Source organism: Falsirhodobacter sp. alg1, from assembly GCF_000739715.2.
GTDB lineage: Bacteria > Pseudomonadota > Alphaproteobacteria > Rhodobacterales > Rhodobacteraceae > Falsirhodobacter.
On record NZ_BBJC02000001.1, the window covers coordinates 688,581 to 704,316 of the forward strand.

Here is a 15,736-nt window from a genome sequence, read left to right on the forward strand (position 1 = left end):
GATGCTCCTCGGGCATACGCAAGACGGGTCAGGGCAGGTCGATCTGGCATCCCGGATTCATGATCAGGTGGGGATCCACAGCGCGTTTGATGGATGTCAGAAGGGCACGATGAACGTCGGGCAGGCGTGCTTCGAAATCCTCCTTCTTCAATCGGCCAATTCCATGTTCGGCACTGATGGAGCCGTCATAGCGGTCCAAGACCGCATTCATGATCTTCTTGGCCATGCTGATCTGCGGATCGATCTGGTCTTCGCCCAGGCTGTAGTCGGGCATTACGTTCAGATGGACGTTGCCGTCGCCAATATGGCCATAGGACACGCAGACACAGCCGGGCATTTCAGCAGTCAGGGCGGCTTCGGCCTCGGTTACGAATTCTGCCAGACGGGACAGCGGCACGGATATGTCGCTACGCATGTGCCGGCCGCGCTCGGCCTGGCCCAGGTTCATCCCTTCGCGGATATCCCAAAGGTTCTTTGCCTGCGCATGGGATTGCGCCACCACGCCATCAAGGGCCAGCCCGCTTTCAAACGCCGTTTCCAGAAAACGCTCCATCAGCGCGTCAATATCGACCAGCCCGGAGCCTGAAATCTCGATCAACGCATAGGCCGGGTATCCGGTCAGCGGAATCTGCAGATCGGGCATCGCCTCCTTGGCCAGGACCATGGCCAGCGGAGGCATGAATTCGAACGCGGACATCAGATCACAGCATTCGCGCCGCGCGCGGCGATAAAGATCGATCGCGTCGGCCAGTTTCGGCAATGCGATCAGCGCCGTTGCCACCTGATCGGGGGCAGGCAGAAGTTTGACCGATACGGCGGTGATGATTCCCAATGTCCCCTCTGCACCGATGAACATCTGCTTCAGATCGATTCCCCGGTTGTCCTTGCGCAGAAGCGACAGCCCCTCAAAAAGGCTGCCATCGGGCAGGACCACCTCCAGACCCAGAACCAGATCGCGTGTCATGCCGTACCGCAGGACATTCACGCCGCCTGCGTTCGTCGCCACATTGCCCCCGATTCGACAGCTGCCCTGCGCGCCAAGGGTGAGCGGAAAGAACAGTCCGGCCTTGGCAACCGTTTCCTTGAACTGCTCCAGCACGACGCCCGCCTCGACCACGGCCGAAAAGTTGTCGACATCCAGCGTGCGGACCTGCGTCATCCTCTCCAGCGTGATGACCACCTGCGCACCCGATGATTCCGGAACAGCCCCGAGGACAAGACCCGTATTGCCACCCTGTGGCACCACGCCCAGCCGCAGTGCGGCGGCGGCCTTCACGCAGGCCTGCACCTCGGGTGTCGATCGCGGACGAAGCACTGCAATTGCACCGGTCTGCACATCGCCATGCCAGTCGCGGCAATAGGGCAATGTCGCCTCTCCCGTCAGCACGAGATCCGGGCCCAGCATCTCGACCAGTTGCGCTGCTGGAGACATGTCACCGGTTTGCGCCGTCTTGTCCATTTCAATCATCAGAAGGTTTTCCGTAACTTGGGGTTTACAGGTCGTCAGACAACCATACTATACCACCTCAGGGAGAATACGAAACGTGATCTTTGGGGGAGGAGTACCAAATGCACATTCTGATCATCGGCGCAGCCGGTATGATGGGCAAGAAACTGATCCAGCGGCTGATGGAAGACGGGGGACTGAAGGGCAGCCCGATCACCGAATTCACATTGGTTGATGTTATCCAGCCGGAGGTTCCTGCAGGATTTGCCGGCAAGACCACCTGCCTGGCCGCAGATATGTCCATCGGTGATACAGCCGCGCAGCTGGTGGAGGGGCGGCCGGATATCATTTTCCATTTTGCCGCGATCGTGTCGGGTGAGGCCGAGGCCGACTTCGACAAGGGATACCGTATCAACCTTGATGGCACCCGCATGCTGTTCGATGCGATTCGGATGGCACATGCAGCAGACGGGTATTTCCCGCGCATGGTCTTTGCATCATCCATCGCGGTTGTCGGCGCGCCGCTGCCGTTCCCGATTCCGGATGATTTCCACAGTACGCCCCTGACCAGCTATGGCACCCAGAAGGCCATATGCGAGCTTCTGCTGTCTGATTATACCCGTCGCGGTTTCATGGATGGCATCGGCATTCGCCTGCCTACCATCTGCATCCGCCCCGGCAAACCGAATAAGGCGGCCTCCGGCTTCTTTTCCAACATCCTGCGTGAGCCGCTGATCGGCCAGACCGCCGTCCTTCCGGTGCCGGACGATATCCGCCATTGGCATACGTCCCCCCGGTCGGGTGTGGGCTTCATGATCCATGCGGCGACCATGGATCTGGATCAGGTCGGCCCGCGCCGGAACCTGTCCATGCCGGGGCTGAGCGCCACTGTCGGAGAGCAGATCGAGGCGCTGCGTCGCGTGGCGGGGGATAAGGCCGTTGCCCTGATTCGCCGCGAGCCTGATCCCGCCATCACCTTGATGTGCGAAGGCTGGGCACCAGGTTTTGAGGCAACGCGCGCCCGTGCGTTGGGCTTTGTGGCCGAAGACAGCTTTGATGCCATAATTCAGGCCCATATCGAGGACGAATTGGGAGGTTCCCTATGACCGGTAAACGGATCGCCTTTCTGGGGACGGGGCTTATGGGGGCACCTATGGCGCGACGGCTGGTTGACGCCGGCCATCAGGTCACGGTTTGGAATCGCTCACCGGACAAGGCTGCTGCAATTACGGGGGCGACGGCCGTGGCCGATCCTGCCGCTGCCGTGGGAAATGCAGAAATCGTTTTCACCATGTTGTCGGACGGTCTGGCGGTTCGGGATGTATTGTTCGGCCAGGGTGTTGCGGATGCCATGCTGGCGGGGGCGGTATGTGTCGATACCTCTTCCATCGCGCCGCATATCGCCCGTGAAAATGCCGCACGACTGGAATCGATGGGAATTGCCGCCGTGGATTGCCCTGTCTCTGGCGGTGTGAAAGGGGCCGAGGAGGGAACTCTGGCCCTTATGGCCGGCGGTTCCGGGGCGGTCATAGACGGGATTGCCCCTGTCATGGCATCCTTGGGCCGGTTGACCCGTGTCGGCCCGTCGGGAACGGGGCAGGTATGCAAACTGGCCAACCAGCAGATTGTGGCGATCACGATCGGCGCGGTGGCCGAGGCAATGGTACTCGTATCTGCCGGAGGGGCTGACCGCGCGAAATTCCGTGAAGCCATTCGCGGTGGGTTTGCCGAAAGCAGGATCCTCGATCTGCATGGCGCGCGGATGGTAGATCGTGACTTCACACCCGGTGGGCCATCACGTCTGCAACTGAAGGATCTGGATGCCGTGATCGAACTGGCGCAGACTTCAGGACTGGCGTTGCCGCTGACGGATGGCATCCGGTCCGCATTCGCGGATTTTGTCGCCTCTGGACATGGCGACACGGATCATAGCGGACTGCTTTTGCATATCGAGGCAAACAACCCCGCGTTTCAGAGCAAGGAAGACCGATGAGCACGTCCGACCAACCCCGCCGCCTGCGTTCACAGGACTGGTTCGACAATCCCGATCATGCCGATATGACCGCCCTGTACCTAGAGCGGTTCATGAACTACGGCACCACCCCCGAAGAGTTGCGTTCGGGCAAGCCGATCATCGGTATCGCGCAATCGGGCAGCGATCTGAACCCCTGCAACCGGCATCACCTGGATCTGGCAAAACGGGTTCGCGACGGCATCCGGGATGCTGGCGGCATTCCGATAGAGTTTCCGTCGCACCCGCTGTTCGAGAATTGCAAACGTCCCACAGCGGCCCTTGACCGGAACCTTGCCTATATGGGGTTGGTGGAACTTCTCTATGGCTATCCGTTTGACGGTGTCGTGCTGACCACGGGGTGTGACAAGACGACGCCCTCGGCGCTGATGGCTGCGGCCACGGTCGATCTGCCTGCCATCGTCTTGTCGGGCGGGCCGATGCTGGACGGTTGGCACGAGGGGTCCTTGGTTGGGTCCGGTACGGTCATCTGGCAATCGCGCCGCAAATATGCCGCGGGTGAGATCACGCGGGAACAGTTTCTGGAAACCGCACTCGATTCCGCGCCCTCCATTGGACACTGCAATACGATGGGCACCGCCTCGACGATGAATGCCATCGCCGAGGCCTTGGGAATGTCGCTGACCGGCTGTGCCGCCATCCCCGCCGCCTATCGTGAGCGTGGCCAGATGGCCTATCGCACCGGTGTCCGCGCGGTAGAGCTGGTGCGCGAGGATATCCGCCCGTCGCATATCCTGACACGGGCCGCTTTCCTGAATGCCATTCGCATGAATTCGGCCATCGGCGGATCGACCAATGCCCAGCCGCACCTGATGGCCATGGCAAAGCATGCGGGTGCGGACCTGCGGGCCGAGGATTGGCAGAACCATGGCTACGATATTCCACTGCTGGCCAACGTGCAGCCCGCCGGTGCCTATCTGGGAGAGCGTTTCCACCGTGCCGGGGGCGTGCCCGCCATCATGTGGGAACTGATGCAGGCCGGTCGTCTGGAGCCCGGGTGCCACACCGTGACGGGCAAGACGATGGAGGAAAATCTGGCAGGGCGCGAAAGCACGGACCGCGAGGTGATCAAGCCGTTCAACGCGCCGATGATGGAACGCGCCGGTTTCATGGTGCTGCGAGGCAACCTGTTCGACTTCGCCATCATGAAGACTAGCGTCATCTCCGAAGAGTTCCGTGCCCGCTATCTGTCCGAGCCGGGCCGCAAGGATGTGTTCGAAGGAACCGCCTTTGTCTTTGACGGCTCCACGGATTACCACAACCGCATCAACGATCCCGCGCTGGACATTGATGAGCGGTCCATTCTGGTGATCCGCGGGGCGGGCTCGCTTGGCTGGCCGGGATCGGCCGAGGTGGTGAACATGCAGCCGCCGGATCGCCTGATCCAGCGCGGCATTCGCAGCCTGCCCACGATCGGTGACGGGCGCCAGTCCGGCACAGCCGACAGCCCCTCGATCCTGAATGCCTCACCCGAAAGTGCTGCAGGGGGTGGCCTGGCATGGCTGCGGACCGGCGATACAATCCGGATCGATCTGGTGAACGGAACCTGTGATATGCTGGTGGATGAGGCGGAGATCACGCGGCGCAAGGCTGATGGCCTGCCTCCCGTACCGGCCTCGGCAACGCCATGGCAAAAGATGTACCGCGATACCGTCACGCAGATGGTGGACGGGGCAACCATTGATGGCGCCGAGGAGTTCCAGCGCATCAGCGCAACCCTGCCGCGCCACAACCACTGATCGGTCCTGTCAAGAAAATGCCCGCCCGTCGACATGTGACGGGCGGGCATTTTCTGTTATCCTTATATTGCGGCCTTGGGTCAGGCTCGGGGGCACTCATCCGAAGTTGCCTGTTCCACGATTGCCAGAACCAGCCGGTCCAGCGTGTCGAATGCCGTCGCGTCGGGCGAGACTGCATCGGGGATCAATGAAAATTCGGTGCAGGCAATAAGCTGAACCACGGCGCCCCGTGCCAGCAGTGCCTTGGATGCCTCATTCAGAAGGTGGCGTGCCTCGGGCTGCGGGCCTTTTGATTTCAACTGGCGGATCGCCGTCAGCGTTGCCTCTTCATCCTCGGCATAGATGGCTGTCAGTCCATGGCGCGCCAGCGCCGGTTCGAACAGCCCGACCTTGCGCAGCACAGGGGATCCGAGAATGCCCACAACCCCTTCGGGCCCGGCTAGGGTTGCCGCGTGTGCTGCGGCCAGTTCGATCATGTCCAGTAGCGGGACCGATACGCTGTCCTTGATGTAATTGGCGTAATGATGCGCGGTATTGCATGGAATGGCCAGAGCTACCGCCCCGCCGGCGACCAGGCGGCGGGCCATGTCGCCGATTACCGGGCCGGGATTGACATTGCTACCTTCCAGCAGATGCGCAATCCGCGAAGGGATTTGCGTGTTCTGGTCCACCAGCAGCGGAATATGATCGCCGTCATCTTTGGCCGCTACACTGGCCAGCAACTTTTGCATGACAAGGATCGTTGCCTCGGGGCCCATACCGCCGAGAATTCCGATACGTTGCATCAAAAATGTCCTCCGATCTATGTTGTGTCGATTGCATCTTTGACGCGATCGGCCAGCAATGCACAGTCCTTCAGGCGAAAAGTTAGCAAAAAGCGTATATTGAGCAGCCAAGGCTGGAGCGTTGCAAGTCGTGGTGCCCGCGGTGTCAATCAGGGGGGGCCATAGACATGGAACGTCATTTCCCCCTTGGGATGCGCTGCCACCGAAAGGCCCCAATAAATCTGTCAGACAGATTTTTGTGTGACGATTTGTGGCGTTGCCCGAGGAGACGGCTGCGGCAAACATAATTGGTCAAAGGGGAAATTTGGCCCCCCCGACAGGTGAGTCTGTTCGGACTGAATTAGCAGCGAATTGTAATGTAGCCCGAACTTTTGGCAATAATTCAAGAATAAAAAGCCAATTCTTGAGTGGAAATTTTCATATGTTGCGTTGAAATAACTTTCGTACTGCCGATCAAATTAATGATGCAGATGAACGCTTTGTATTGAATTTTAATGAATATTTTATTTATACAATAACATAATATCTCTTTCTCGTGATTTCATCCTCCGGCAGGATCTGGTGCGTCATATTGCCGCAAATTTGCCTGTTTCGGCCTTGGGCTAGTGTCGCAGAAGGCTAGAGACCAAGTAGAAAATAGCCAGTTTCATGCAACTTATGGTTTAGAGGGCTGCCGTTTTCTACGCGAAGTTTCCAAGCCTCTACTACGACAATGGAGTCCGAAAATAATTGAAACAATCTTTACGAATGTTTTCTTGTCATGCAATGTTCACTGGCACGTGATGTTCTGTGTGATGCGGTGAATCAGGTTTTTGGGCGTTAACCTGATTAATGGCCAAGCAATTGGTTCCTACGCCCAAGAAACGCCCGGGCCCTTATTGGGCGCGCGAATATTCGGGAGATTGTGATGATCAAGAAACTAGGGTTGGCAGCGGCCCTGACGGTATGCACAAGCGGTTTTGTGTATGCGCAAGATCAGGAGAACTCTGCCAAGCCGAACATCCTCGTGATTTTCGGGGATGATATCGGTCAGGGAAACATTTCGGCTTATACGAAAGGTCTGATGGGTTATACGACCCCGAATATCGACAGTATTGCCAATGAAGGCATGATCTTTACCGATTATTATGCCGAGCAAAGCTGTACTGCGGGCCGTTCGACGTTCCTGACAGGTCAGAGCACGCTGCGGACAGGTATGTCCAAGGTTGGTCTGCCGGGTGCGAATGCCGGTCTGCAGGCTTCGGATGTGACCCTTGCATCGGCGCTGAAGGATCAGGGCTATGCCACTGGCCAATTCGGTAAGAACCACCTGGGCGATCGGGACGAATTCCTGCCGACCGCGCATGGCTTCGACGAATTCTTCGGCAACCTCTATCACCTGAACGCCGAGGAAGAGCCGGAAAACTTCAACTACCCGACAGACCCGGAATTCGCCGAGCGTTTCGGCCCCCGCGGTGTCATCAAATCCACGGCTGATGGCGAAATCGAAGATACCGGCCCGCTTACCAAAAAGCGCATGGAAACGATCGACGACGAAACTTCCGCCGCCGCAATCGACTTCATGGAGCGTCAGCACGAAGCCGGTACGCCGTTCTTCACATGGATGAACGCAACGCGCATGCACTTCCGCACCCACGTGCGTGACGAGCACCGGAGCGAGCCGGGCCTGACCGCCCTGACCGAATATGCCGACGGCATGATCGAGCATGACAACATGGTTGGTGAAATCCTCGCCTCGCTGGACGAGATGGGCATCGCCGACAACACGATCGTCATCTACACGACCGATAACGGTCCGCACCAGAACACATGGCCCGATGCAGGAACTACGCCGTTCCGTTCGGAAAAGAACACGAACTGGGAAGGTGCGTTCCGCGTTCCTGCCATGATCCGCTGGCCGGGCCACATCGAGCCGGATTCTGTCGCGAACGACATGTTCTCCGGTCTTGACTGGCTGCCGACCCTGATGGCTGCCGCAGGTGATACCGACATCAAGGAACGTCTCCTTGAGGGAACGACGATCGACGGTGCCGAGTACAAGAACCACCTCGATGGCTACAACCAGCTTCCCTACCTGACCGGTGAAGCTGATGAAGGCGCCCGTCACGAGTTCTTCTACTTCAACGACGACGGTGAAATGGTCGCTCTGCGGTTTGAGAACTGGAAGGTTGTCTTCCAGGAGCAGCGTGAAGTCGGCACCCTGAACATCTGGGCCGAACCCTTCACCAAACTGCGTGTGCCCAAACTGTTCGACCTGCGTGCCGACCCCTATGAGCGTGCCGATATCACGTCGAACACCTACTATGACTGGCTGATGGACCACGTCTATCTGCTGGCACCAGCACAGGCCATGGCCGGCGAATTCCTTGCAACATTCGAGGAATTCCCGCCTGCACAGCGCCCGGACAGCTTCTCGATCGACCAGATCCAGGAAGAGCTGAACGCGCAATTCAACAGCATGGCCGGTCAGTGATCTGACCCGTTTCGGGGGCGGCGACGCCCCCGATCCTTTGCGTGCATATGACCGGCAGGTATCCGAATGACGATCCGTGACGACATCCAAGCTTTGCAGACTGCAATGAATGCCTCCGTGATCGGTCAGGAACGTGTTGTGGAGCGAATGGTGATCGGCCTTCTGGCAGATGGCCATGTGCTGATCGAAGGGCTGCCCGGCCTTGCCAAGACCCGCGCCGTCAAGGCGATGGCCAAGGCGCTTGCCGCAGATTTCACCCGTATCCAGTTTACACCGGATCTGTTGCCCTCTGATGTAACAGGGTCCGACGTCTATTATTCCAAGGATGGTGCAGGAGAGTTCCGGTTCCAGCCTGGCCCCGTTTTCGGCAACATCCTTTTGGCCGACGAAATCAACCGTGCCCCTGCGAAGGTTCAGGCCGCACTGCTGGAGGCGATGGAGGAACGGCAGGTCACTGTTGGCAGCAACAGTCATGCCCTTCCGTCCCCCTTCATGGTGCTGGCAACGCAGAACCCCGTGGAACAGGAAGGCACTTACGCCTTGCCCGAGGCACAGACCGACCGTTTCCTGATGAAGATCCTTGTGGAATATCCAGCCCCCGCCGATGAGCGCGGCGTTCTGCGCATGGTCCGGAATGAAGAGCTTGCATCCGTATCCGGCACCCCCGCGCGTCATTCGACGCAGCAGGCCGAGGCAATTCCCCTGTCGGTGGTTGCCGCCGCGCGGGCCGAGATTGCCGCAATCCATGTGGCCGAGGGGATCGAGAGTTATATCATCGATATCATCAATGCGACGCGCAACCCTGCCGCCGTTTCCGAAGAACTGGGGCGTCTGATCGAACTGGGCGCCAGCCCCCGGGGTGGTATCGCACTGGATCGATGTGCCCGCGTCCATGCCTGGCTGCAGGGGCAGGATTTCGTATCGCCGGCCAACGTGCAGGCCATCGCCCCGGACGTGCTGCGCCATCGTCTTGCGCTCAGCTACGAGGCGCATGGCACGGGTCGCACCGCCGACGAGATTATTGCCGACCTTATGAAACTGGTTTCCGTTGCCTAGGAGATGACGATGAAATCCCGCGGATTTGTAACCGGCCTTGGCCTCGCCGCAGCGATGCTGACATCGACTGCTGCATTGGCCCAGGATTTGCCCTCGTGGAACGATACGGCCTCCAGGCAGGCCATTGTCGATTTCGTCACGGCGGCCACTACCGAAGGGGACGAAGGATATGTCGCCCCCGAGGACAGGATTGCCGTGTTCGATAACGACGGGACGTTGTGGTCCGAATATCCGACATATTTCCAGGCGCTGTTCATATTCGATCGCGTCAGGGAAATGGCACCCGATCATCCCGAATGGGCCGATGAACAACCGTTCAAGGGCGTTCTGGATGGTGACATGGCCGCCGTTGCCGCAACCGGCGAGGAAGGGTTGATGAAGCTGGTCGCCGTCACACATGCCGGCAGCACCGACGAGGAATTCACGGCGGCGGTGACCGAATGGTTTACCACGGCCCGTCACCCCGATAGCGGCCGCCCGTTCACCGAAATGACGTTCGAGCCGATGATCGAGGTGCTGGAGTATCTGCGCGACAACGGATTCCAGACATGGATCGTCTCGGGCGGCGGGATCGACTTCATGCGCCCGATGACAGAAGACGTCTATGGCATTCCTCCGCAGCAGGTGGTCGGGTCGCAGATCGGCAAGGAATATCAGGTCATTGATGGCAAGCCGCAACTGGTGCGTACACCCGAACTGTTCTTTCTGGATGACAAGGTGGGCAAACCCGTGGGAATCAGCCGCCATATCGGCAAACGCCCGGTCATGGCCTTTGGCAATTCCGATGGTGATTACGAAATGCTGGAATACACCACCAGCGGCGATGGTCCGAGCCTGGGGGTGATCGTCCATCATACCGATGCCGTGCGGGAATACGCCTACGACCGCGACAGCCAGGCCGGCAAGCTGGACCGTGCCCTGGACGACGCGCCAAAGAACGGCTGGGTCATCATCGATATGGCCGCAGATTGGGCGCGCGTGAACGCGGACCCGCAGTGACGGCGCCGCAGCCAGAAGCACAGGACAGCCGCATTCGTGTCGGCCTGTCCCATCTGGCTGCATTGGAGGCCAAGGCAAAAGGCTTCGACTTTTTGCCCCGTCAGCCTGTGGGCAGCATCCTGTCCGGTCGGCGCGCCTCGCGTATGCGCGGGCGGGGAATGGAATTCGACGAAATCCGCGGTTACCTGCCCGGAGATGATCCCCGCAGCATGGATTGGCGCGTGACCGCTCGTACCGGGGCTCCGCATGTCCGCGTCACGCGTGAGGAACGGGACCGCCCCGCGCTGATCATCGTAGACCAGCGCCAGACCATGTTCTTCGGGACCCGGCTGAACATGAAATCGGTGACGGCGGCCGAGATTGCCGCCTTGGCCGCGTGGCGCATCCGCGACGCGGGGGACAGGGTCGGCGGGCTGGTTATCAGCGACACCGGCATTACCGATGTGCGGCCCACGCGCAGCCGGAATACCACGCTTCGGCTGCTGTCGCTGCTGGCCGACGGGAATATGGCCCTTTCCGCCGATGCGCCCGTTGTGCCGGACGCTGCCACGCGGTTGAACGAGGCATTGCTGAAGGCCTCGCGGATCGTGACCCATGACTGGCTGGTGATCGTGCTGTCCGATTTTGACGGCGCTGACGACGACACGTTCAGGCATCTGTCGGCAATGTCCCGCAGCAATGACCTGGTGCTGGGGCTGGTCCATGATCCGCTGTCCCACGAGGTGCCTGCAACCGGTCGGCTGGTGGTCGGCGACGGTCGTCTGCAGGTGGAACTGGATTTCGCAAACCGCCGGGTGCAGCAGAACCTTGACGATAGCGGGGGAGGGCGCCTGCGCAGGCTGATCGCGTGGCAGGACCAGCTGGATGCCGCAATCCTGCCCATCAGCGCGGGCGAACAGACCTTGCCCCAGATCCTGCGGTTGTTCGGTGCGAATATGCCGGGCATCCGCAGCCAGTCCCGAGCGGTCAGATGAACCCCGAAGATGCGCCCCCCGCCAGCGAGGAAAGCCTCGTTTCCCTCCTGTCGCAGCTTCATGGACTGCGAGAGCCGGATGCCGTTTCCATGACTCCTGAAACGCCGGCGTGGTTTGTTCTGGGGGGTATCATACTGCTGGCGCTTGCCCTTCTGTTCTGGCGTTGGACCAGACATCGCCGTGCCAATGCCTACCGGCGCGAGGCTCTGGCCCTGCTGGCACGGATCGCACCCGATCTGACCCGGGGAAATCCTGCCGCCTTGCCCGAGCTGGACAGGCTTTTGCGGCGGACCGCGCTGGCCGTCTATCCCCGTGCCGAGGTAGCCTCGCTGACGGGTGCCGATTGGGCCAGATATCTGGACGAGCGTGCCGATACACCGCTGGAAAACGGGTTCACGGCCTGCGCGCCCGCCCTGACGGATGCCCCCTATCGTGCTGGCGGCGTCACATTCGACGGGGCGCGACTGCGTGATCTTGCCCATCACTGGATCACACATCACCATGCTTGAATTCGATGCCCCTCTGGCCTTTCTGGCATTGCCGCTCCCGCTGCTGGTGCTCTGGCTGCTGCCAGCTCGCAGGGAAACGGTGCAGGCCGTCCGCCTGCCGTTTTTCGACCGGATCAGTGATGGCCTGCACCGGGGCGAAGGGGCCGTGGTCCCCACGCGGCGGTGGGGGCAGATCATCGTCGTGGCCCTTCTGTGGGTTCTGGCGGTGAGCGTCATCGCCCGCCCCGTTGTTTTGGGTGACCCTGTTACCCGGACCGAGGCGGCGCGGGATATCATGCTCGCCGTCGATATCTCCGGTTCCATGTCCACGGCAGATTTCATGGGGCCGGATCAGGTGCGCACCTCGCGGATGGATGGCGTCAAGCAGGTTCTGGACGGTTTCATAGAGGCGCGGCAGGATGACCGGATCGGCCTGATCGTCTTCGGCTCGGCGGCCTATGTGCTGGTGCCGTTCACCCGCGATACCGAAGCCGCCCGTGGCCTGCTGGAAACATTGCAGCCCGGAATGGCAGGGCAGAACACTGCGCTCGGGGATGCGATGGGGCTGGCCATCCAGTCCTTTTCCGCCAGCGACATCGAAGAGAGGGTGATGATCCTGCTCTCCGACGGCTCGGATACATCCTCACAGATGGCTCCCTCCAAGGCGGCAAATATCGCGGCGCAGAACGGGGTGACCGTCCATACCGTAGCCGTCGGGGATCCGGAGGCCGAGAGCGACCAGAACAGGGTCGATACGGCCACCCTTCAGGAAATAGCCGACGCAGCCGGCGGCACCTTCAACCGCGCCGAGGATGCCGAGGGGCTCGGGGCGATCTATGACCGGATCGATACCATGCATCCGGTCGAGGGGAAGGCCATTTCCTGGCGGCCGCGCTTGCCGGTCGGGCACTGGCTGGCCGGGGCCTTCGTGGTTCTGGTGATTGTCGGATATGGCGGTCTGCTGCTGACGGGCAGGAAAGGGGCCTGAAATGGCGGATTTTACCTTCCTGCGCCCGCTATGGCTTCTGGCATTGCCGCTTCTGGCTGTTCTGTGGTGGTTGCTGCGCCGTCGCACCATGGCCCGACAGATCGGGTTTCCCCAGATTGCGCCGCACTTGCTGGCAGCGCTGACGATCGGCAGCCGCCAGACGCAGCGATCCTATGCCGCACTGCTGGTGCTGGGTGCTGCGGGTCTGATGGTGGTCGGCGTTGCCGGTCCCGCCTTCCGCCCGGCACCCTCGCCGTTTCTTCAGGAGACCGCCCCGCTGGTGATCGCACTCGACGTGTCGGCGGGGATGGAGAATCCCGATATTGCCCCTTCGCGGCTGGAGCGCGGCAAGCAGAAGATACGGGATCTGATCGACCTGCGGGCAGGGGGACGTATTGGATTGATTGCCTATTCCGGCAGTGCCCATCTGGTCATGCCCCCGACCGAGGACCCTACGGTTCTGCTGCCGTTTCTGGAAGCGCTGGAGCCGGGCATCATGCCACGGGCCGGACAGCGCCCGTCAGAGGCGATGAAACTGGCAGAAACCCTTATTGCGGATGAGGAAAATCCCGGATCGGTCCTGTTCATAACCGATGGCATCGATCCTGATGACATCGACAGGTTCCCCACCGGGGGGGCGGCGCGCGTTGCCCTGATCGTGGCCCCCGACGGTGGCGGATCCGAGGTGAACCGTTGGGCCAGTGCGGCGGATATCCGGACGGTTGATACCACCGTCGATTCAGGCGATCTGCGTGCAGTCAACCATGCCATTTCCTCCAGTCTGGCGCGGGCGGCGGGGCTCTCGGGCAAGATGCAGGATGATGGCTGGATACTGGCAATTCCAGCGACTTTGCTGATCCTGTTATGGTTCCGGCGCGGCACGACGCTTTACTGGATGCTGCTTTTGGGGGTGATGGCGATTCCTCCGCGCGCCGATGCAGGCCCCTTGGCGGATCTGTTCTGGACGCCTGACCAGCAGGGAAGCCGCGCCTATGCAGAGCGGGATTTCGGACAGGCGGCCACCCTGTTTGCCGATCCGCAGTGGCAGGCTGTCGCCATGATGCGGGATGGGCAATATATGGAGGCGGCTGCATTGCTGGAACCGGTGCAGACCCGCGACGCGCAGTTCAACCGTGGTGTGGCCCTGATCCGGGGGCGCGATTATCAGGGGGCGGTGAACGCCTTTTCCGCAGCGCTGACGCTGGACCCGCTGGATGCCGAAGCACAGGAAAATCTGGATCTGGCGCGGCGCATCATCGCCTATCTGACGGATGCCCGCCAAGGCGACAAAGAGCAGATCGACAACGCCGACAACGCTCCCGATGATACGGTCGAGGATCAGGCCGGCAATCAGGGGCAGACCACCCAGATCACCGAAGAGACGGGGCTATCCGAAGATGCCGCGGCCCAGTGGATGGAACAGGTGCAGACCAAACCCGCAGACTTCCTCAAAAGCCGGTTCCTGGTGGAAAATGCCGCGAATTCGGAGGGTGTGGAATGAGGCATCTGCTTTGCGCCGCGGCAATCGTCCTTGCCGCCCCCGGTTTTGCCCAGACGCTGGAACCTCGGATCGAGGTGACGCTTGAACCAGAAGGCACATTGCTGGTGGGGCAGCAGATGCAGCTCCGCATCAGCCTGCTGTCGCCGAATTATCTGCTCAGCACACCCGACTGGCCCGATATGCAGATCGCGGATGCGATTACGCGGCCTGCGGCCAATACCGCCCGTCCGGCATCGCGGCGCATAGACGGTGTCAGCTGGACGGTGATTTCACGCGTCTACGAAATTACACCGCAGCGCGCGGCTGATTTCCGTCTGCCTGCGCAGCCCTTGTCATTGTCCTATGCCGATCCGGATACCAACGCCCCCGTCGAGGCGACGGTCGAAATTCCCGAGATAGAGTTCTCCTCTGATCTGCCGGCGGGCGGCGAAAGCCTGCAACCCTTCGTATTGGCCAGCGATATCCACATCGAGGACAGCATCGACGGGCTGGGTGATACCCCCGCGATCGGCGATGCGGTGACCCGGACGCTGACGATAACAGCGGAAGGCAGTCAGGCCATGCTGCTGCCGCAGATTCTGGGCGTGACAGCCCCCGAAGGCCTGCGTGCCTACCCCAAGGAACCCTCGCTGGCGGATGCTGCGGGCCAGCGCGGTGAGCCGCCTGTTGCCACCCGCATTGACGCCGTAACCTATGTGATAGAGCAGCCCGGTGATTTTATGCTGCCGGCCATCCGCCTGTCATGGTGGAACAGCACGACCGCCAGTATCGAAACCGATACGGTGGATCCGGTCACATTTTCCGTACAGACCCCGCCGGGATGGCGGCCCGAAGGGCAGACCAGCCGCATGGCACAAGTTTTGCCCTGGGCTTTGGCCGCATTGGGGCTTCTGGCCGTTGTCGCGTGGCGGGCAATGCCCCGGTTGAAACAGGCAGTTGCCCGCAGAGCAATGTCCGAACCCGTTCTGTTCCGCAGATTGCGCGCCCATGCCCGTGCGGGGCGCATGATCGAAATGCGTGCGGCTTTGACACCCTGGCTCGCCACCTTCGGCATGGCCGAAGCTCCGGTATCCTTGCAGGCGGCGCTGCTCCGGGCCGACCGGATGCAATGGGGCCGGGACGGGGGACAGCCATTGTCAGCCTCTGTCAAAGCCAATATCATGGCCGCACTCGCATCCGCCCGACAGGATTTGAAACGTCGCCCGCATGCGGCCCGCAGCCAATTGCCCCCGTTGAATCCCTGGTAGGTCTGCG

Annotated in this window: 13 protein-coding genes; 11 read left to right on the top strand and 2 right to left on the bottom strand. The window is 60.8% G+C overall.

Features of this window, described 5'->3' with window-relative positions; genetic code table 11:
* Positions 1 to 28: 28 nt before the first annotated feature.
* A complete protein-coding gene (locus TR36_RS03385) occupies positions 29 to 1,468 on the bottom strand; it encodes an FAD-binding oxidoreductase (RefSeq protein ID WP_202814358.1) in 1,440 nt (479 codons plus the stop codon).
* 101 nt (positions 1,469 to 1,569) lie between these two features.
* On the opposite strand from TR36_RS03385, the gene denD reads away from it, so the two are divergent.
* The 3 genes from denD to TR36_RS03400 are packed head-to-tail and all read left to right on the top strand — an operon-like array spanning position 1,570 to position 5,218.
* Complete coding sequence (denD, locus tag TR36_RS03390; protein WP_045387292.1) at positions 1,570 to 2,553, top strand: D-erythronate dehydrogenase; 984 nt, start codon at positions 1,570 to 1,572, stop codon at positions 2,551 to 2,553.
* Complete coding sequence (locus tag TR36_RS03395; protein ID WP_045387289.1) at positions 2,550 to 3,440, top strand: NAD(P)-dependent oxidoreductase; 891 nt, start codon at positions 2,550 to 2,552, stop codon at positions 3,438 to 3,440. Before denD ends, TR36_RS03395 begins: the two co-directional genes overlap by 4 nt.
* The gene (locus TR36_RS03400) at positions 3,437 to 5,218 is read left to right on the top strand and encodes an IlvD/Edd family dehydratase (protein ID WP_045387287.1); all 1,782 of its coding nucleotides are present in this window, start codon (positions 3,437 to 3,439) and stop codon (positions 5,216 to 5,218) included. Before TR36_RS03395 ends, TR36_RS03400 begins: the two co-directional genes overlap by 4 nt.
* An 80-nt stretch (positions 5,219 to 5,298) precedes the next feature.
* Here the strand turns inward: TR36_RS03400 and TR36_RS03405 are convergent, their stop codons facing one another.
* A complete protein-coding gene (locus tag TR36_RS03405) occupies positions 5,299 to 6,003 on the bottom strand; it encodes an aspartate/glutamate racemase family protein (protein WP_192841308.1) in 705 nt (234 codons plus the stop codon).
* Between the two features lie 907 nt (positions 6,004 to 6,910).
* On the opposite strand from TR36_RS03405, the gene TR36_RS03410 reads away from it, so the two are divergent.
* The 8 genes from TR36_RS03410 (at position 6,911) to TR36_RS03445 (ending at position 15,729) form a co-directional block, all read left to right on the top strand.
* The gene (locus TR36_RS03410) at positions 6,911 to 8,476 is read left to right on the top strand and encodes an arylsulfatase (RefSeq protein ID WP_045387282.1); all 1,566 of its coding nucleotides are present in this window, start codon (positions 6,911 to 6,913) and stop codon (positions 8,474 to 8,476) included.
* 66 nt (positions 8,477 to 8,542) lie between these two features.
* Entirely contained in the window at positions 8,543 to 9,532 is a 990-nt protein-coding gene (locus TR36_RS03415) for a MoxR family ATPase (protein WP_062762383.1), read from the top strand.
* Between the two features lie 9 nt (positions 9,533 to 9,541).
* Positions 9,542 to 10,531: an HAD family phosphatase gene (locus TR36_RS03420; RefSeq protein ID WP_082714820.1), complete on the top strand. Its 990-nt coding sequence runs from the start codon at positions 9,542 to 9,544 to the stop codon at positions 10,529 to 10,531.
* Positions 10,528 to 11,505 (top strand): DUF58 domain-containing protein, encoded by a 978-nt coding sequence (locus TR36_RS03425; RefSeq protein WP_237763503.1) that lies wholly within the window; start codon positions 10,528 to 10,530, stop codon positions 11,503 to 11,505. The genes TR36_RS03420 and TR36_RS03425 overlap by 4 nt, the downstream gene beginning before the upstream one ends.
* Positions 11,502 to 12,014 (top strand): DUF4381 domain-containing protein, encoded by a 513-nt coding sequence (locus TR36_RS03430; RefSeq protein ID WP_052362427.1) that lies wholly within the window; start codon positions 11,502 to 11,504, stop codon positions 12,012 to 12,014. The genes TR36_RS03425 and TR36_RS03430 overlap by 4 nt, the downstream gene beginning before the upstream one ends.
* On the top strand, positions 12,007 to 12,981 hold the full coding sequence (locus TR36_RS03435) for a VWA domain-containing protein (protein ID WP_045387275.1): 975 nt from the start codon (positions 12,007 to 12,009) through the stop codon (positions 12,979 to 12,981). The genes TR36_RS03430 and TR36_RS03435 overlap by 8 nt, the downstream gene beginning before the upstream one ends.
* A 1-nt stretch (position 12,982) precedes the next feature.
* Entirely contained in the window at positions 12,983 to 14,482 is a 1,500-nt protein-coding gene (locus TR36_RS03440; RefSeq protein WP_062762385.1) for a VWA domain-containing protein, read from the top strand.
* Positions 14,479 to 15,729: a BatD family protein gene (locus tag TR36_RS03445; protein WP_062762387.1), complete on the top strand. Its 1,251-nt coding sequence runs from the start codon at positions 14,479 to 14,481 to the stop codon at positions 15,727 to 15,729. The genes TR36_RS03440 and TR36_RS03445 overlap by 4 nt, the downstream gene beginning before the upstream one ends.
* Positions 15,730 to 15,736 lie beyond the last annotated feature (7 nt).

Bases quoted from the DNA above. Each gene is read 5' to 3' on its own strand.
- TR36_RS03415 (WP_062762383.1), top strand. From the start codon at position 8,543: ATGACGATCCGTGACGACATCCAAGCTTTGCAGACTGCAATGAATGCC.
- TR36_RS03395 (WP_045387289.1), top strand. From the start codon at position 2,550: ATGACCGGTAAACGGATCGCCTTTCTGGGGACGGGGCTTATGGGGGCA.
- TR36_RS03435 (WP_045387275.1), top strand. From the start codon at position 12,007: ATGCTTGAATTCGATGCCCCTCTGGCCTTTCTGGCATTGCCGCTCCCG.
- TR36_RS03445 (WP_062762387.1), top strand. From the start codon at position 14,479: ATGAGGCATCTGCTTTGCGCCGCGGCAATCGTCCTTGCCGCCCCCGGT.
- TR36_RS03440 (WP_062762385.1), top strand. From the start codon at position 12,983: ATGGCGGATTTTACCTTCCTGCGCCCGCTATGGCTTCTGGCATTGCCG.
- TR36_RS03385 (WP_202814358.1), bottom strand. From the start codon at position 1,468: ATGATTGAAATGGACAAGACGGCGCAAACCGGTGACATGTCTCCAGCA.
- TR36_RS03405 (WP_192841308.1), bottom strand. From the start codon at position 6,003: ATGCAACGTATCGGAATTCTCGGCGGTATGGGCCCCGAGGCAACGATC.
- denD (WP_045387292.1), top strand. From the start codon at position 1,570: ATGCACATTCTGATCATCGGCGCAGCCGGTATGATGGGCAAGAAACTG.
- TR36_RS03410 (WP_045387282.1), top strand. From the start codon at position 6,911: ATGATCAAGAAACTAGGGTTGGCAGCGGCCCTGACGGTATGCACAAGC.
- TR36_RS03400 (WP_045387287.1), top strand. From the start codon at position 3,437: ATGAGCACGTCCGACCAACCCCGCCGCCTGCGTTCACAGGACTGGTTC.
- TR36_RS03430 (WP_052362427.1), top strand. From the start codon at position 11,502: ATGAACCCCGAAGATGCGCCCCCCGCCAGCGAGGAAAGCCTCGTTTCC.
- TR36_RS03420 (WP_082714820.1), top strand. From the start codon at position 9,542: ATGAAATCCCGCGGATTTGTAACCGGCCTTGGCCTCGCCGCAGCGATG.